This window comes from Aquimarina discodermiae (assembly GCF_040786235.1).
GTDB lineage: Bacteria > Bacteroidota > Bacteroidia > Flavobacteriales > Flavobacteriaceae > Aquimarina.
On record NZ_JBFMKP010000009.1, the window covers coordinates 121224 to 141233 of the forward strand.

At 35.0% G+C, this 20010-nt stretch carries 8 protein-coding genes; 3 read left to right on the plus strand and 5 right to left on the minus strand.

The window, feature by feature from the left end; all coding sequences use genetic code 11:
• The first annotated feature begins 25 nt into the window (after positions 1-25).
• Positions 26-1453, plus strand: coding sequence for a M56 family metallopeptidase (locus tag ABW636_RS07560; protein WP_367589357.1), 1428 nt, complete (start codon positions 26-28; stop codon positions 1451-1453).
• 74 nt (positions 1454-1527) lie between these two features.
• On the opposite strand, the gene ABW636_RS07565 is transcribed toward ABW636_RS07560, so the two are convergent.
• A complete protein-coding gene (locus ABW636_RS07565) occupies positions 1528-3849 on the minus strand; it encodes an Ig-like domain-containing protein (protein WP_367589358.1) in 2322 nt (773 codons plus the stop codon).
• A gap of 426 nt (positions 3850-4275) precedes the next feature.
• Positions 4276-7350, minus strand: a complete 3075-nt coding sequence (locus tag ABW636_RS07570) for a glycosyl hydrolase family 18 protein (protein ID WP_367589359.1) — start codon at positions 7348-7350, stop codon at positions 4276-4278.
• A gap of 363 nt (positions 7351-7713) precedes the next feature.
• Here ABW636_RS07570 and ABW636_RS07575 point away from each other — a divergent pair, with 363 nt between their 5' ends.
• Both ABW636_RS07575 and ABW636_RS07580 read left to right on the plus strand, forming a co-directional pair.
• A complete protein-coding gene (locus tag ABW636_RS07575; protein WP_367589360.1) occupies positions 7714-8430 on the plus strand; it encodes a LytR/AlgR family response regulator transcription factor in 717 nt (238 codons plus the stop codon).
• A 183-nt stretch (positions 8431-8613) separates the two neighbouring features.
• On the plus strand, positions 8614-11913 hold the full coding sequence (locus ABW636_RS07580; RefSeq protein WP_367589361.1) for an amidohydrolase family protein: 3300 nt from the start codon (positions 8614-8616) through the stop codon (positions 11911-11913).
• 68 nt (positions 11914-11981) lie between these two features.
• Here the strand turns inward: ABW636_RS07580 and ABW636_RS07585 are convergent, their stop codons facing one another.
• From ABW636_RS07585 to ABW636_RS07595, 3 genes are all read right to left on the minus strand, one after another.
• The gene (locus ABW636_RS07585; protein ID WP_367589362.1) at positions 11982-13526 is read right to left on the minus strand and encodes a lytic polysaccharide monooxygenase; all 1545 of its coding nucleotides are present in this window, start codon (positions 13524-13526) and stop codon (positions 11982-11984) included.
• Positions 13527-13838: 312 nt separating this feature from the next.
• A complete protein-coding gene (locus ABW636_RS07590) occupies positions 13839-16745 on the minus strand; it encodes a glycosyl hydrolase family 18 protein (protein WP_367589363.1) in 2907 nt (968 codons plus the stop codon).
• 81 nt (positions 16746-16826) lie between these two features.
• A complete protein-coding gene (locus ABW636_RS07595; RefSeq protein WP_367589364.1) occupies positions 16827-19937 on the minus strand; it encodes a glycoside hydrolase family 19 protein in 3111 nt (1036 codons plus the stop codon).
• Positions 19938-20010: the final 73 nt, after the last annotated feature.

Sequence of the window (20010 nt, forward strand, 5' to 3'; positions counted from 1 at the left end):
AACCTAAACTTAAGTTACACAAGATGTGGTTTGCCGAACGCTTACACAAACACTAGCTTTTCAACTACTGTTTCTAGCGATTTATGATTTATTCCTTAAAAAAGAAACCTTTTTTAATTGGAACAGGGTATACCTTATTCTTACTCCATTATTAAGTTTTATACTTCCGTTGGTTAAAATTAATGCAATCAAACAAAATGTCCCACCAGAATATATTATACAATTACCTGATGTATTAATAAGCTATAATACCACCAAAGAAATTGTTTTACCAGAAGTCGTTATTCATGGTTCTGATACCTTTACAAATTACTTTTTATTAATCTCTATTTTCAGATATCTATGGTATTTCGGCATGGTGATTAGTACTCTTTTATTAGCTTTCAAAATATACAAGATCATTAAAATAAGACAACGAGGGGTTAAAAGTAAAGTAAATGGTTTTACTCTTATTTCTGTACCCAATACGACCATTGCTTTTTCTTTTTTAAATACAATTTATCTGGGATCTGCACTTGCAGAATCAAAAAAAGCCAATATCGTATTACATGAAAAAATTCATGTTAAGGAATATCACTCTATGGATCTTATTTTTTTTGAGGTCTTAAGAATTCTACTATGGTTCAATCCATTAATCTATATCTATCAAAACAGAATTGCCACACTTCAGGAATATATTGCTGATGCAAAAGCCATAGCAAAAACCAATAAAAGAGAATATTATCAGGGGCTATTGTCTCAGATTTTTCAAACCGAAAGAATATCATTCATCAATACATTTTTCAATCATTCATTAATTAAAAATCGAATAGTTATGTTACAAAAATCCAAATCAAAGAAAATTTTCCAGCTTAAATACTTATTACTAATCCCAGTAGTGTGTGGTATGCTTATTTATACTTCATGCACACAAGATACCATTACACAAAGTGATACAAACTCGCAAAGTACCTTACTAGAAAAAATTGAAGCTGTAAAAAATCAAATAGAAGTACAGGGTAATGTAAGTAAGGAAGAAGAAAAAGCATTAAAAGTTCTGACTGCACTAGTTAGTGATGATTTTTCGAACCCTATACACAAAGAAGCACATGAACATGTTGAAATTCCTTTTGGTAGTATAGAAAAAATACCTGTATTTCCAGGTTGTGAAGGTCTTTCTAAAGAAGAAGCTAAAAAATGTTTTAGTACAAAAATCAAAGAATTTGTCGTTTTACAATTTAATACAAAAATTAGCGATGAGCTAAAACTATCAGGTATTCAAAAAATTCTTGTGAAATTTAAAATTGATAGAACTGGAAATATTATTGATATTCATGCAAAAGGACCAGTTAAAGAATTAGAAACTGAAGCAATTCGTGTTATCAATAATTTACCGCAAATGAAACCTGGAGTACAAGATGGAGTTAATGTTTCGGTAAACTATTCGCTACCAATTATTTTCGAAATTAAGTAGTAAATAGTCATGTTTTATAGATAAAAAAAAGGGGCAAAATGCCCCTTTTCTACTAATCCATTCTATTAAAGGAACTATTCTATAACGAGTTTACCTTTCGCAGTAATTCCTTCATTAGGTATTGACACTTTATAAAAATAAATACCGGTTCTAAGGTTAGTAAGAGTAAAGTCTTTACTGTTATTTCCTTGACGTATTGTGTTATCTTTGAAATCTAATACCCTCATACCGCTCATATTATAAATTTCCATACGATAGGATAAGTTGGGTTTAGACGAATTGAGATGTACACGTATGGTTTCTTGTGCTGGGTTAGGCGAAATCGAAAAGTCACCTATGGTTTTGGCCGAAACAGATTTGCTTGCTATTCCATCCAGATACGCTCTATGACTACTTGAGAACTGAGAATTGTTTGCCAAATCCCAATTGATTGACCAGGTCATTAATCCTCTAAAATTTGGATAAGTAGCGTCTGTTGTATAGCTTCTCCCTGGATACGATATTCCTTTAATCAAATAATCTAATGCTTGTTGCACAACTGCCTCTGAAGTATATCCACTACCTGCAGCTCTTTGCTCTGCTGGCAAACCTATAGCAACCTGATCGGCTCTTAAACCTGGGAAATTTAATCCCGTTTGAGCAACTTTAAAGCCTGTAATCAACATTTCTGCCATTGCCACATGAAAATCTGCAGTAGCTGGTTGATATACTACTCCATCTCTACCAAACATTGACCCTGTATTATAATGTTGTACATGAATATAATCCATCTCATTTCTTAGGTTATGTATTACTGGCAGGTATGCTCCAAAAATACCCGTATAATTCGAATACCCTCCTTGAACAAAAGCAGTCTCTGGTGCCATGCTTAATGTAAAACGGTTGGGTCCAATATTATTTCTAATAGTCTTTGTTGCATTGATCAAGTTTATGATTTTAGGAGTTGTTGGATTTCTAAAATCGTTATCTCCACTACTTAATGAAACCGAACTTCCTTCAAGGTCAATATCTAGGCCATCAAAACCATAAGTATTTATAATATCGGTCATAGAAGTGATAAATTCATCTCTTTCGGTCGTATTGGTTAACTCTACTCTCGCATTTGCTCCTCCAATAGAAATTAAGACCTTTTGGCCTCTACTTTGCAATACAGCTACGTCATCAATAAATTCCTGTGTATTTCCTCCATATATACCATATGGGCTAAACAGCATATCAGAACCACTACCTGCTCTTGGCTCTGCAAATGCTATACAGATTACATCCCAATCTCTTGAAACATCTCTTAATTTGGGAGTGGTCGATCCATTATCAAAGTTATGCCAGTACCCAACCAGAATTTTTCCAGAAATTGGTGTTACAACTCCATCTGTAATTACAACTGCACTAGAAGTGGTCGAATTGCCTTGATCATCTGTGGCTATAGCTGTTAAGATATATTTACCTGACCTGGCATTGGTGATAGTAAAAGAATATGGATTAGAAGTATCTTCTCCTAATTTGGTTGTACCATCAAAAAACTCAACCTTAGTTACTGCTCCATCATCTGATGCCGTGGCGTTAATAGTTATACCACCACCCGGTGTATACGTAGACCCGTTGGCTGGTGATGTGATACTTACACTTGGTGGAGTGCCAATGTCTCCATTACAATCTCCAGTTTTTGTCCATGCACTTTGCCAGTGAGCCCCAGTACCAGGTGCGTATGCCCAAGCTGCACTAGAAGAACACCATCCTGGAATATTACACTTAAATTTTTGATTGTCATTCTGCACTTCTTGGTTCTGAGCATATGATGTACCGGCAACATATTGCACTATACCATCGCAACCACCTCCTGGATTATCTCCAACGACGGTCACTGCAACAGAAGAAGAAGTAGTCATTGCACCTTCATTATCTGTTGCCTTAGCTGTAAGAGTATAACTTCCTACCGCAGCATTACTTATTGTATAATTATATGGACTACTTGTATCTTCTCCTAATTTGGTTGAACCATTAAAAAACTCTACTCTGGTAACTGTACCATCACTATCTGCTGCATTAGCAGCAATTGCAATAGCAGTTCCCTCATTAAAAGAAATTCCGTTGGTTGGTGATGTAATACTAACGGTTGGTGAAACGTTACCTCCCCCGGTATCAGTACATGGACCTATTCTTTCCCAAGGTAACCCATCCCCTATATTATTTTCAGGAATATTATTACGTGTCCACCATTTGGCCCGATAGTGCACATTATTATATTTAACATTATCTCCTGCAACATAAGTAGCAGAAGCCGACCATGTCGAAAAATTTGCACAGTTATCCACCTGTATCGTTGCAGTTGTCTCATAGGCCGATACATTATTTATACATAGTATACATACCAAGAAAACAAATATTATTTTTTTCATATCAATTATCTTTACGTTTTATTTAGCTCATTTACATATACATAAGCACGAATTATTGGTAACTAAAAGCCATGAAGACTTTGCTTAATGTATAATATAAAATGAATGATTAAGAAATTTATACTACAGAAGAAGCCTGAAATAGCCTCTTTTTAATTCCTTATTAAATGCCTCTCATATCTTAATGACAGAGATGCTCTTTAATAGGTAGGTTTCTGAATTTTAAACATTTCAGAAAAGGAAAACTGTATAGAATAATTACTTGTGGGGGCTATCACATAACAGCATACTATTTACAATTTAAATACTATGCTATTCTATCTTTATATGAGAAGTAATGGTACACTAGACCAGTCAGATAAGCTGTAAACAAAAAAAATAACTATAGAAAGAGGGAAACCTCTTTCTATAGTTATATAAGTTGATTTAGTTATTTACAACCAGTTTACCTTGTACGTTTTCGTTTCCTAAAGAAACAGTATACATATAAAGGCCTGATTTTAAATTACTGATATCAAATGTTTTTCTAAAACTTCCATTTAGTTGACTATCTTTAAAATCTAACACTTTAGCTCCGCTAATAGTATATACCTGAAGTCTAAAATTCGTATTAGCTGCATTAACACTAACATTTATCTCACTGGTAGCAGGATTAGGGAATACTCTTACTACATCTGTTAATGAGCTCTTAGCTGCTGAACAATCTCCTGTTTTAGACCAAGCTGTTTGCCAATGTGCTCCTGTACCAGGCGCATATGCCCAAGCTGCAGTAGAAGAACACCATCCTGGGATATTACAAGTATATTTTCCTCCTGCATTTTGTACTTCCTGATTTAGACTATAAGAAGTACCTGCAACATACTGTACAATTCCGTCACAACCACCACCGGTTGTATCACCTGTAACCGTAATCGTTACACTAGCAGAAGTAGTACTTGCATTTTTATCATCGGTTGCTTTTGCTGTAAGCGTATAACTTCCGGCAGCAGCATTTGCTATTGTATAGTTATAAGGACTTGTAGTGTCTTCTCCTAACTTTGTAGAACCATTAAAAAACTCTACTTTGGTTACTGTTCCATCTGAATCAGAAGCACTTGCTGCGATTGCAATTGAAGTTCCTTCATTAACAGATGTTCCATTACTTGGAGATGTAATACTTACTGTTGGTGCAGTATTACCACCTCCGGTACCACCACAATCAGCTATTTTTTCCCATGGCTGACCATCACCGGTATGCGTATTAGGCGTTTGATTAAGTGTCCACCACTTTGCTCTATAGTGTACACCACTATACTGTACATTATCTCCGCCAAAATAAGTTGTCGAAGCAGACCATGCAGCAATACCATCACATTCACCTCCAGTCGTATCACCATTTACAGTAACAGAAACCGCAGAAGAAACCGTATTAGCTCCTTTATCATCGGTTGCAGTTGCTGTTAAACTATATGTTCCTACAGCTGCATTAGCAATCGTAAAACTATATGGGCTTGTCGTATCTTCTCCTAACTTGGTAGTACCATTAAAGAACTCTACTTTTGCTATTGTTCCATCACTATCAGATGCGTTAGCATTTACAACAATAGACGCTCCCTCATCAAAAGTAGCATTATTTGCAGGTGAAGTAATACTCACCGTTGGAGCAATATTATTATCATCTACCTCAACTGTAATCGAAACTGCAACAGAAGTTGCTGATTTCCCTTCATTATCAGTTGCTTTTGCCTTAAAAGAATGGCTTCCGGTAGCCGCATTTTGAAATACATATTGGTAAGGAGCGGTAGTATCTTCTCCTAGTTTTGTATTGCCATCATAAAATTCTACTTTGGTTACAGAACCATCAGGATCAGATGCATTTGCAGTAATCGTAATAGGATCTCCTTGTGCAAATGTAGAATTATTAGCAGGTGAAGTAATGCTTACCACAGGAGCTAGATTTCCTCCAGTTCCTCCGCCAGCAAAAACTTCATTCATTTTATTAATCAAAGGTGATTTTACATTCGACCATCTTTTAAGTTTTGCTCCAAAAGAAGTTACTGTTCCTCCAAATTCTAAGTCACCAAATACAGTCCATATAATAGTTCCTGCCAGTTGATTATCGTTAATAAACTGTGCTTTGATACCTATAGACTCCTCATCATCATAACTCAAGAAAAAGTTGTCTTTTACCAGATAAGGAACTTTTGCTTCATCATCCCATTTTCTTGTCCATCCATTACTTGTTTGTTGCTTAATAAAGAAATGATTGGGTGTACCATCATATACTCCTTTTTTCCAATTGGTATAATCTGCAGCAGTTTGAATAGGACCATCTGGTTGGATATTCTCTGCTCTTTTTACAGTGGCTACATTAAGATCTGCAGTACCATCTGTAATAACACCTCTACCATAGAAAGGTGCTCCAAAACAAATTTTATTTTTAGGAACATTCAGTTCTACTAACTTATCCAAAGTAGACTGCCAGCTAAAAAAAGAAACCTCTGCATCTGTATAAGGATATACTGGTGCGTTATGGCTTGCTTTATTAGACCATCCACCATTATAGTCATAAGTCATCATATTAAAATAATCCATGTTTTGAGATAAGCTAGACCAGTCATGTCCTTCTAATTTTCTAGGATCTGCAGACATTGCCGAAGTAATTAATTTATCAGGACCGATTGCATTTCTAATATCTTGTACCAAGGTTGCAAAATTTGCAAAATCTGCATTAGAACCAGTGAAGTTCATTCCGGCATATGGACCAGGATATTCCCAATCTAAATCAATACCATCAAATCCTACAGCAATTAATTTTTTACAATCTTCTAAGAATCTTGCTTTTTTCACAGGATCTGCAGCCATTTCTGGAAAATGCTTACACATACTCCATCCCCCTAGAGATGCCATTACTTTTACTCCTTTTTGGTGTGCTAATTCTAATAATCCAGGAGCTCCTCCTTCTTTATGAAGAGGTATAGGTAATGGACCGCTTAATCCCCATGTAGGATGTGTCCAGGTATTTCCATTTAATTCTACCTGAAACCCCTGAGCCTCTGCCCTGGCTTTGGCATCTTCGTTTACAAACTGAATAGGATCTATCTCTCCAAAAAGAATATGCATATCCCAACTACTGTAGATATTTGTAAAGAAAATATCATTTGGTTCCTGTACAGATCCCTGAGCATAGATTTGTTTGTTTCTATGATCACCACTATGCAATGAACCGTCTTTGGCTACTCCAAAAAATGAATAGTTTAAAATTGTATACTTAGAATAATCAATATTAAGATGTGTTAATGCTCCTTGGCCAGGTACTCCGGCACTCGTTGTTTTCCATGCGTCCCAATTGGTAATATAACCAATTACTTGTTTTTGATGGTTAGAGGTTGTCGCACTTCCACCTGTGTTTACCTGTGCATATCCAATAGCGGTTACACACATTAAAATTAAAAGCGAGAATGTTTTCAAAGATGATTTTCGAAAACACCAAGCCTTAATAGTTTTGTTAAAATTTTTCATAGTTCTTTACCTAAATTAAAGCGTTTGTGTATTAATATTTATCGAAAACGTTATAGTTTCAATGGAAAAGTATGAATTACTTGGGGTGCTATGAAACTAATTAGCTGAATGACTTAAAAATGTAGATTTTCGGAGTATAAAATGCAATAATATGCAATTCTTGACATGAACTTATTCTATCATATTTGTAGGAAAATTGTTAATTTTTTTAAAATTACCGGTATTTGCTAACCTTTTCATTAAAAAGTGTCTAAGGAATTAAGTGTTATAAAAAACTTAAAAAAACAATAAAAGCCAATAAAACCGGTTTCTTATAGTACTTCCAAAAACATTAAAACATGAACTCAAAACACAACTTTGCTAATGAAAACAAAATGCGTAATACTTGAAGATGATCCTCTATCTGTTCAAGTGTTAAGAAAAAACTTGGAGTACTTTGATAATTTTGAAATAATTTATAGCTGTAATAATGCGGTCGATGCTTTTGAATTTGTTCACCAAAATCAAGTCGATCTTATTTTTGTTGATATTAATATGCCAATGGTTAATGGCATTGATTTTATCAAAAGTTTACATACTCCTCCTTTAATTATAATCATTTCTTCTGATAATAGCTATGCGGTAGAAGGATTTGAATTAGATGTTGTTGATTACATTCTTAAGCCTGTTTCTTTACAACGGTTAATGAAAACTTTGAACAAAGTATCCAGGATATTGCAACTCTCTAGTAAATTATCTGGTAATCTCTCATTAGAGTTTGACGATCACATATTTGTCAAAGTAGACAAAAAAATGGTTAAAATTCCTTTTGATGACATTCTATTTATAGAGAGTTTAAAAGATTATGTAATTATCAAAACACCTTATAAAGATTATGTTACACATTACAATTTAACGGCAATCACCAAATTGCTTCCTGATTATCAATTTATAAGAATCCACCGATCCTACACCATTGCTTTAAACAAAATCAAGGCAATTGATAAAAACAGCTTAGAAATTAACGGTAAACTAATTCCAATGGGAAGAAATTACATTAAAAAAGTAAAGCATCAAATTTTAAATGGTGTCATAGATTAAAATCAATAAGTTTTGCACAATTCCTCTGGTTAAATAACAACTATAGGAATTGTGTAATTTTTCTTAACATATCTATTGTACACCTTATTTAATGGCATGTTAACCATTTATTCTGCATTAACATCACTTTAAGATAGTTTATGCAATAAATGAGTATTTTGAGTTTTTTGTAAATTACTCATTATGCATACATATAATTTTACCACCTTGGTTGTTGGTTTTTTTATTCTTTTTAATACCTATGCTCAAAAAGAAAAAAACGAAAAATGGGATGTTTCTAATCCTACGGGAGCATTTAATTATCAAAATCATTCTTTTACTACTAACGAAGGTACTTGGATGAACCTAGATATAAGTCCTGATGGCAAAACCATTGTTTTTGATCTTTTAGGAGATATATACAGTATTCCTATAGAAGGAGGAAAAGCAAACGTACTTCGCTCTGGAATACCTTACGAAATCCAACCGCGTTTTAGTCCTGATGGAACAAAAATATCATTTACAAGTGATGCAGGAGGTGGTGATAACATCTGGATCATGAATGCTGATGGTAGTAACCCACAACAGATCACTAAAGAAAAATTTAGATTACTTAATAATGCCATATGGGTGCCAGCTGGAGATTACCTTATTGCCAGAAAGCATTTTACCTCAAGACGTTCTTTGGGAGCTGGAGAAATGTGGCAATATCATATTACTGGTGGATCCGGATTACAGCTTACCAAAAGAAAAAACAATCAACAGGATGTAAATGAGCCTTCGATATCGCCCGATGGAAGATATTTGTATTATTGTGAAGATGTATATCCTGGTGGTTATTTTAAGTACAATAAAGATCCTAATAAACAAATCTATGTCATCAAAAGATATGACTTCAAAACTGGTAAAACTAGCACAATTACCGGTGGACCGGGAGGTGCTGCAAGACCGCAAGTATCCAGAGACGGTAAAAAAATGGCATTTGTAAAAAGAGTTCGTACCAAAACGGTTTTATATATTCATGACCTTGAAACAGGAGAAGAATGGCCAATTTATGACCAACTAAACAAAGATCAACAAGAGGCCTGGGCAATTTTTGGAGTCTACCCTAACTATAGCTGGATGCCTAATCACTCAGAAATTGTGTTTTGGTCTTCAGGAAAAATTCATAGAATTAATATCTATGATCAAAAAGTAGTTACTATTCCTTTTACTGTTGACGCTAACATCAAGATTGCCGAAATTGTTCATTTTAATACTCCTGTTGCCCCAAAGGAGTTTACCACCAAAGTAATTCGACATGCGATAACTTCTACCGATAAAAAAACACTTGTTTTTAGTGCTTTGGGATATCTATGGAGTAAAAAACTACCCAATGGAAAACCTAAACGACTCACAACACAATCTTCTAACTTCGAGTCAGAACCTAGTTTTTCTCCTGATGGCAAATCTATTATATATGTTACATGGAATGATGAAAATCTAGGTGCTATCTATAAAATACCAATTACAGGAGGAACTCCTGTAAAACTTACTTCAGAAAAAGGAATATACAGAACACCTTCTTACAATCCTTCAAATAGTTTGATTACCTATAAAAAGGAGGGAGGTAATAGTAATTTGGGAAGAAGTTTTAGTAAAAATGCAGGTATCTATACCATGACTAAAACAGGGACCGATGTAAAATTGATTTCTGAAGAAGGCTCATACCCTATGTTTACCGTAGACGGAAAACGTGTTTTCTACCAAACAGGAGGTACTTATTTTGGTAACCTAACCAAAACCTTAAAATCTGTAAATCTTAATGGTAATGATGTTAAAACTCATATCAAATCAAAATATGCAAACCGCTTAGTCCCCAGTCCAGATAACAGATGGATTGCCTTTACTAATTTGCATAAAGGTTATATAGCGCCTTTAAAGCTAAGTGGTAAAGAAATAAATCTTGATAATAATTCTAAACATGTACCTGTAGTTCAAATTACCAAAGATGCTGGTATCAACCTGCACTGGTCAAAAGACAGTAAAGAAATATTTTGGACTTTGGGAGATGAATATTTCTCTAATAAGATTAAAGACAAGTACACATTTCTTCCTGAATCTACTAAGAATACTACTGAAATAACTACGAAAGGAAATCAAATTGGTTTAGATGTTTCTACAGATACTCCTTCTGGTAGAATTGCTTTTACCAACACCAGAATCATCACCATGGAAGGAGATGAAGTCATTGAAAATGGTACTATTATTATCCATAAAAACACCATTGAAAAAATTGGTAAATCTTCAGAAATAAAAATACCTATAAATACCAAAGTGATTGATGCAAGTCAGAAAACTATTATGCCCGGTATTGTAGACGTACATGCGCATATTGATGCACAAGGGTACAATTTAACTACCCAAAAACATTGGCAGTTGTATGCAAATCTTGCATTTGGTGTGACCACCATTCATGACCCTTCTGCGAATACTGAAACCATCTTCTCTATGTCAGAGTTGATTAAAAGCGGTGAAATGGTTGGACCTCGTGTTTATTCTACTGGTTTTATATTATATGGCGGAGATTCAGACTTTAAGGCCGTAATTAACAATCTTGAAGATGCCAGATCAGCAATACGAAGAACAAAAGCTTTTGGTGCAACTTCTGTCAAAAGCTATAATCAGCCTAGAAGAGATCAACGACAGCAAGTGATGCAAGCAGCTAGAGAATTAGGAATTAATGTGGTTCCTGAAGGAGGTTCTACCTTTCATCATAATATGACAATGATTATGGATGGACACACAGGTATAGAACACAATATTCCTGTTGCTCCTGTTTACAAAGATGTTCATGAGCTTTGGAAAACAAGTGAAGTCGGTTATACTCCTACGCTTATTGTAAATTTTGGAGGATTAGGAGGAGAATATTATTTCTATCAAAAGGATAATGTTTGGGAAAATGAAAAGCTGCTTAAATATACGCCTAGATCTATTTTGGATGCACGCTCCAGACATAGAACCATGGCACCCGATGAAGAGTATGAAAATGGTCATATACTAGTTTCTAAAACCGTAACTTCATTGGCCAATGCTGGAGTACAAGTTAATTTAGGTGGTCATGGTCAACTAAATGGTCTGGGAACTCATTGGGAGTTATGGTTGCTTCATCAAGGAGGTATGACCAACTTACAGACATTACAAGCAGCTACCATTAATGGTGCAAAGTATATAGGCGCTGGTAATGATATTGGTTCTTTAAAAGAAGGAAAACTGGCAGATTTAATTGTTCTGGACAAAAATCCATTAGAAAACATTCGAAATACTGAAAGTGTAAAATATGTAATGGTTAATGGCCGATTATATGATACTGATACCATGGACGAAATTGGTAACAATCCTAAAAAAAGAACCAAATTCTGGTGGGAAAATAATAAGTCTAATCATGCATTTCCCTGGCATGAAGCTTCCCAAGGCTTTATGCATGCAGGATGCGGTTGCCATGTTGGACATTCGCAAAATTAAAGTAAAAAATGGCTGTCAAGATTTTGACAGCCATTTCATTAACTTATCTATTTTTTACTATCGGTTAATTATTGTACAAAAAACTTTTGAGTGAATGTTTCTTTGCCTGTAGCAACATGCATAAAATAAACACCTGTTGATAAATTGTTCAATCTTATCGTTTGGTTAACTTTAGTTATCCCATTAGGAATACTTAATGTCATAGTATCCAAAGTTCTTCCATTCATATCCTTAATACTAATCTGAGAAGATGAAGTTTGAAGATTGTTTATTGCCAACGTAATAATATCTTGTGCAGGGTTAGGATAAACAATAAAGTTTAACTTTTCTGCTTCTCCTGCTTTACTTGATGTACACGATCCAATATTTTTCCAGATATCCCATGGGCCAGAATGTTTTTCGGGGCTATTACCTCTAGTCCACCATTTGGCTTGATATTTTACACCATTATACTCGATTTTATCACCATTTACATAGATTGAACTAGAAGACCAAGCTGCTAAGCCATCGCAACCTCCACCACCGTTGTCATTACAGTTTCCTGTAGAGTTGTAGGTATTCTGATCACAAGCTATCGTAAAACTACTTACCTGTTCACCCGAAGCTTCTCGAGCTGACCATTGACTTCCTACTGTAGTACTGGTAGCATAAAACCCTCCAGCATTTGCAGATCCTTGTAACGCATTATTCTGATAATATTGCAAGGTACAATCGGTAGCATTAGTAAAAGTAATACTTACTCGATCACCTACATTACAATCTCCTCCTCCATTGCATACACCCGCAGAGGTATAAACGGTTTGATCACAAGCAATGGTAAAAGTACCTACTGGATTCCCAGAGGCATCTCGAGTCTCCCATCGACTACCTATCGTAGTATTTGCGGCATAAGTACCTCCAGAATTAGCAGATCCTTGTAACGCATTATTCTGATAATATCGTAAGTTACAATCTGTATTATTGGCAAAAGTAACTCCAACAATGTCACCGGTAGTACAGTCACCACCACCGTTACCTTCGACCATTATATCACTTACCGAATAAAATGCCTCATGGCTATGTCTGTAATCTCTTTGCCATACACTTACTAAAGCAGCTCTTTTTCCGGCATAAGAATCTGGAATAAAAGATCTGATGGTAGTAGTTGATTCTGCAGGTCCTTTACCCTTATGTCCAATCTCTATCAATTCATTCCATCGTAAAGGTTTGGTCGGATTCCAGTTTAATGGAGTGAGATATACTTTATAATATTCTGTAGTATGAGGTGCTGTATTTTTCCATTTCACATCAATATACCCATGATTTACCTTTGTGGTTGGCCAATCGGTGGTTAAAGCATCAAGGCAGCTAAAATCTACTGCACTACCGTTACCACCACTGGCTATTTGACCATCTGGAACGAAAGTTTGATGGTTTCCATAATTAGTATCGGGCTGTAAGACCCCCATCCAGTTATAAATTGCTTCGCCACAAGGTTTGCAAATAGAAGTAGAATTAGTGTAACAATTATAAACCCTACTTGCGGGGTAAATAACGGTCCCATGCGGGAATACTTGTTGAGTCATACACAACAAGAAAATAAAAAATCCAAAAAAGTTAAAAGTTTGTTTCATAATATAGTGGTTTTTGTGTTAAACATATTTAGTATATTCTTCATACATTCCGTATGAGAACTCATAGTTGCACTTACTAACGTTTATCTAACCAAATTATTGACACATAAATTCTAATATTTAATTTACGTATTATAAACCTAAGGGGTAGTTTATTTTGATATGCCAAAAAGAGGTAATTAATCCCTGAATTAAGTTGAGTTTGTGTGTTTTGGTAATATTCAGATGAACATAAAAACCTCAATTTGGCTGTTTACATTAACATTTAACCCCTCTACAACTATTTAGTTATAGAGGGATTAAAAACATTCTTTAATTTCTAATGATTTTTTGACTAAACCTGTCCTGACCTATACTTATAGTATAAATATAAATACCTGATCTTAAATGTGATAAATCTCTAGTATATGCCTTAGTTCCATTGTTATCTAATATAGATTCTGAACTAAGTAACTTACCTGATAAATCATATAGTTTTACATTTACCAGTTCATTATTAACAGAAGTAATCTGATAGGTAATACTATTTTCTACATACGTAGAAAAAGAAACACCGTTAGAAGATAATCCTCCTTTTTGTGCACAGTCAGAAACAACTTGCCATACATTATTAGTATCTGGAGTATTATTTTGAGTCCACCATTGTGCTCTATAAATTTTTTGGTTATAGTACACTTGATCTCCTCCGTTATATGCAATTGCAGCTACCCATTCTGCAAATCCACAGAAATCATTTCCTGATCCATCACAGTTAGCATCAAATCTCCATACAGAACTAGTTCCTGGCTTATCTCCTTGTGTCCACCATTCATTGATATATACTTTACCATTATAACTTACCTTAACTCCTTTAGTAGGATATATTTTGCCTGCATCCCATGCTTCTACTCCATTACAATCACCTCCAGTTACTTTTTCTTTTACTGTAAAGGTTACTGTAGTATCTGAAGACTCATTTTCATTATCGGTCGCCATTACTTTAAAAGTAACTGATCCAAAAGCAGTTGGTATCCAACTTGCTGTATATTGGTTTCCGTTCTGAGATGCAGTAACCGTAGTATTATTTACTATAAAAGTTACTGAACTCACAGCATTATCATCGGTTACAGTTGCACTTATCGCTATGGCAGACAAAGATGTTTGTTCTATTGTAGCTCCATTTTGTGGCGTTACTCCACTAATTTCAGGTGGTCTATTTTCTCCTACCACTTTTTCTTTTACAGTAAATGTTACAGAACTATCTGATGATGCATTTTCATTATCTGTTGCTGTCACCTTAAATGTAACAGCCCCAAAAGTGGTTGGTGTCCAATTTGCTGTATATTGATTTCCATTTTTAGAAGCTGTAACAGCAGTATTATTAACCATAAAAGTTACTGTACTTACTTCTTTATCATCGGTAACAGTAGTATTTAGGGCTATAGCAGACAACGATGTTTGTTCTATTGTACTCCCGTTCTGAGGGGCTATACTGCTAATTACAGGTGGTGTATTTACCACAACTGTCTTTTCTCTTACTGTAAACTTAATTGTTTTTTGAGAAGTCGCTCCTTTATTATCTGCAGCAGATGCAACGATGGTATATTCTCCAAATGCCGAAGGAGTAAAGCTCGCAGTATAAGTACTACCATTATTGGTAGCATTAATAGTTGTATTATTATGTTTAAAAGAAAATGACTGAATAGATCCATCAGCATCTATTGCAGTTGCCTGCAGAGTGATAGCAGAAAGTGTTTCTTGCTCTATTACTTGATTATTTGATGGGGAAGTCCATGTTACAACTGGCGCAGTATTAATTGGAGTTGTATTTCCTGCTGCCTCGTTAATAGCTTTTAATATACTCGCTGGGTTGTTATAATTGGTGTCCTGAGTAAGCTCCCAAACAATAACTCCCTGGTGTCCATTATCTCTAGAATAATTTAGTTTTGCTCCTGCTTGTTTAGGAGTATCATAATATAATTTTTTTCCGTCTTCGCCTATATATCCATTTAATTGTCTAGAATCAAGAGGATCATAACTAGTAGCCGCATTTGGGTATTCTTCTATAATCTTTCTATAAGGTACAAATTCGAAACCATTTCCGTTATTAGGCTTTCTTTTAGCAAAGTTATAACCATATACGGGTACACCAAAGGTTAATTTAGATTTAGGAACGTTAAAACCTCCATCGTGATTCCATTCTGGAGTAGCGATCCCCATCCAATACTCTAAAGCATCTTGTACAGAATAAATAGGAGTATTTACAGATTGTCCGGGATATGTATTTAAAGGTGTTTTATAAAGAGATGAATGTGGTCCCGTAGGAGACTGATTCCATGATCCTGTAAAATCATAAGACATAAGTCCAATCCAATCCCAATATTCTGCAATTCTATCATCATAATTATTTCCAAACCAAGAAGTCCCGAATACGGCACCTGACAATAACTTATTAGGCATTTTTTCTTTCAGTTTTTTACTCAAAAGCGTTAAGCCTACAGCTGCCGGATGAGGTCCTACATCTTGTCCTCCCCATTTATCACCACGAACACGACCTGCTTGTTCTGTAGTTCCTTCTATAGATGGGTCTGCCCACCAACATTCCATATCCAGATCAACACCATCTAAATTATTTGCTTGAACATAATTTGTAATTAATGTTGCTATCTCGTCCAATTTGGCATCATTATTATGATACTTCGTCATTAGCCATAAAAATGCATAATCTTCTGCACCCCCAATTGCAATAGACACCTTTACATTTTTGGCTTTTGCCTTTTGTAAAACTCCTAAATCAACTAAAACAGAATCTACGTCTCTTTCTGTTTTTTCTTCAAAATCTATTGATGCAAAATTAGCGCTGTTATAATTGTTATTATTTTGCTTAAATGTTAAGAATGCGATATTCAAATTCGTAACTATTTCTGGGTTAAAATTATTCTTGATATCATAATCTTCTACCCAAGTCGGTAAATATCCAATAATTCTCTGGTTACCTGTATAGTTGCCTCCTAATCCTCCATCACCGCACGATGACACCTGTTCCCATCCATCTGATGGTGGTGGATTATTTGTATTGTATTTGCATCGGTAGTTTTTGCTATTAACTGATACCTCATCCCCTTTGTCATAAGGTGCCGTATTGGCATCCCAATCTGCATAACAATCTGGAAAGGTATACTGAGCCTGCATCATAAACGTACAGAATAGCATCACTAAAAAAGCATATAAATTTCTCATGGTTTGTGTATATTACGTGTTTTAATTTTAGTTTTTTATCATCTCACCTATTTTGATGAGGTGATAATTGAGTATTTAGAGTTATTGTTTTATTATTTTATCGATATATCGTTTTCTGTCAACTATAATTTTGAAAATATATACTCCTTGTTTAAGGTTGGATATATCGTATCTTCTTAAAGAAGAATTCCCTTTTTGATTTCTTTTATAGGATTTAGAGCTCACCTGTTTACCAGCAAAATTGTATAAAAACACTTGAATTTCTGAAGTTGTATTACTATGAATTTTAAAATTCACATAATTACGGGCTACTGTAGGAAATAGTGTATAAGCTTTTGTTGATTTACTACTTAGATCTGAAGTACAGTCTGAGACAAAATCCCATACATTAGAAGTCCCTGGTGTATTATTTTGTGTCCACCACTTGGCTTTGTATATTTTTTGTTCATAATATACCTGATCTCCTCCATCATATGCGATTGCCGAAGCCCAAGGAGTAAATCCACAAAAATCTGTAGATACGTTTCCATCGCAATTTGATACAAATTTCCATACAGAACTGGTACCTGGAATATCACCTTGTGTCCACCATTCGTTTGCATATATTTTTCCGTTATAGCTAACCTTAGTTCCTTTGGTAGTATATATTTGATCTGCACTCCATCCATTAATACCATCACAATTTCCGCCTGTTACTTTTTCTTTTATAGTAAAGGTTACAGAAGTTTCTGAAGAAGCATTTTCATTATCGGTTGCCATTACTTTAAAAGTGACATCACCGAATACTGTAGGAGTCCAATTAGCCGAATATTGATTTCCGTTTTTAGAAGCTGAAACAGTAGTGTTATTAACCGTAAAAGTTACGTTATCCACACTTTTATCATCTGTTACTAGTGCAGACAATACAATAGTTGTTAAATTTTCTTGTTCTATAATAGCTGTATTTTGTGGATTAATACCACTTATGGTTGGTGGTGTATTTGTTACTATTACTTTTTCTTTTATCGTAAAATTTATCGAAGTTTCTGAAGAAGAATTTTCATTATCGGTTGCCACTACCTTAAATACAACAGAACCAAATGTTACAGGAATCCAGCTTGCTGTATATTGGTTTCCATTTTTAGAAGTAGAAATTGTACTATTGTCCACCGTGAAGGTTACCGAGTTTACCGCTTTATCATCTGTAACAATTGCCTTTAAAGTTATAGGTGTAAGGGTTGTTTGCTCGATAGTACTTGCATTTTGAGGATCGATATCACTTATAGATGGTGGTGTATTTATCACTACTGTTTTCTCTTTAACAATAAAAGTAATTGTTCTCTCTGTAGTAGCTCCTTTATCATCTGTTGCTGCGGCAATGAGCGAATACGTTCCAAATGAAGAAGGTGTGAAATTAGCAGTATACGTACTCCCATTTGCTGCAGCATTAATATTTTCATTATTATGCTTAAACACAAAAGATTGAACGTTTCCATCTGTATCGGTAGCCCTGGCGCGAAGTGCTATTGCAGAAAGCCGTGTCTGTTCGATGGTTTGTCCTGCAGACGGAGCCTCCCAACTTACTGTTGGAGCAATATTAGAATCTGTACCACAATCTGCTACAAATGTCCATACCTCATCATTTCCAGGAATATTACTACTATCTGCATACCATCTATTTTTATATACTTTATTATTGTATTTTACATAACTGTCTTTATCTCTATAAATGACCGTAGCACTCCATTCCTGAACCAATCCGCAGTTAAGTAATCCTCCATCCCATATTAATACTGTAATGGTAGATGATGCTGTAGCCCCATTTACAAAAGATACATTGGTAGTTAACTCATGCGTTCCGTATCTGGTAGGTTTCCAAGTAAACGATTCGCCTATAAAATTTTGTCCCTCAATCGTTGTAGTAATGCTTGATAATTCAGTATTTTTTTTGTCTACAGACAAACTAACTTGTACGGCAGAAAACGTAGTTTGTTCTATTATTTGATTATTTCTTGGACTAGCAAAAGTAACCTTAGGTTTATTGGCACAAGGCTCATCTGTAAGATCCGTTGCATCTCCCCCATAAGGTGTCATATCTTTACATCCACAATCAGAAAGATCATGAACTCCATCCATATCGGTTCCTATACCATAAATACCTGCAAATCTTTCATAATATCCTATTCGATCTACTACTTGTGGCTTTTCTGTTCCTGTACCACATTCTACCCCTCCATTAATAATATTTACCGTCATTCCAAGGCCTTGCAATCTATTCTTTGCAAGATCTCGTTCTCTTGGAGTCCAGTTACGAACCATAACATCATGTGCAGAAGGCTTAGGATATTGCGGTGTCATCCAGAACCAAATAGCGGTTTGAAACGCTAATGCTGCATCTTCTATAACCTTTTCGGGATTATCTAATAGTATTTTTTTATCTCCAAATATAAATTCGCTAGCTGGCCCATAATTATAATTATACGATAATTGCATAGGACCTCTTCCTTTATACGATTTTCCTGGTGTTGGAGGGTAGTTTGGATCTGGAGAAGCATACAGCGATGTTGTTGGTTCTTCTCTGAAATGTAATCCCCAAGAAAATCTTCCTCCTGGTGCGGTTGCCCACCCTCCTGTTGTTTCATGCGAAATATTCGCGAAAAATGCAGCAATCTCTCTTTTTCTGGTTTCGAGGTCGCCTTCTTCTAAAAAAGAACCATAATCTACTACCTCTGAAACAATTTCTTTATCAGTATTTCTTGGCGCATCAAAATCTGCATCGGTACGAATTATTTTAGATACACCAGTAATTTCGTCTGTTCGAGTAACTCTATAAGCATTGGTACCACATCTTCTTTCGAAAGTTGCTGTTATTGTACTCATTCTATTTATCGCTTCTACAAAAGAAGTAAACGTATAAAAATCATCTTTTGGATCTAACACCCATACGCCCCCGCCAGTATCTTTTGCGCCAAATCTATATGGAAATAAGGTATTCCACATTTCTTCATTGATCAAATCGTTAACATTTAATCTGGCACTATCCTCTTCTATTTTTACATAATTGGTTGTAGTACCGGGATCAGAAGCATCTTCAATATTGGTTTTTGAGAAAGAGGATTGAATTCCTAAAAGGAATAAGGTCATAAATAGATAACATGACCTTTCTATAAAAAGCCATGAGCCTTTTATGGCAGTGAGTTTGTGTAGCATCATTATTAATGATTTGAGTTATGCTTTTAGTTAAAAAACAGTCTAAAATACTGTATTAACGTACATTTTAGAAAAA

What these genes read in the sequence shown, in the direction of transcription:
- ABW636_RS07575 (WP_367589360.1), top strand. Translation starts at nt 7,714, where the DNA reads ATGAAAACAAAATGCGTAATACTTGAAGATGATCCTCTATCTGTTCAA.
- ABW636_RS07565 (WP_367589358.1), bottom strand. Translation starts at nt 3,849, where the DNA reads ATGAAAAAAATAATATTTGTTTTCTTGGTATGTATACTATGTATAAAT.
- ABW636_RS07585 (WP_367589362.1), bottom strand. Translation starts at nt 13,526, where the DNA reads ATGAAACAAACTTTTAACTTTTTTGGATTTTTTATTTTCTTGTTGTGT.
- ABW636_RS07580 (WP_367589361.1), top strand. Translation starts at nt 8,614, where the DNA reads ATGCATACATATAATTTTACCACCTTGGTTGTTGGTTTTTTTATTCTT.
- ABW636_RS07590 (WP_367589363.1), bottom strand. Translation starts at nt 16,745, where the DNA reads ATGAGAAATTTATATGCTTTTTTAGTGATGCTATTCTGTACGTTTATG.
- ABW636_RS07570 (WP_367589359.1), bottom strand. Translation starts at nt 7,350, where the DNA reads ATGAAAAATTTTAACAAAACTATTAAGGCTTGGTGTTTTCGAAAATCA.
- ABW636_RS07595 (WP_367589364.1), bottom strand. Translation starts at nt 19,937, where the DNA reads ATGATGCTACACAAACTCACTGCCATAAAAGGCTCATGGCTTTTTATA.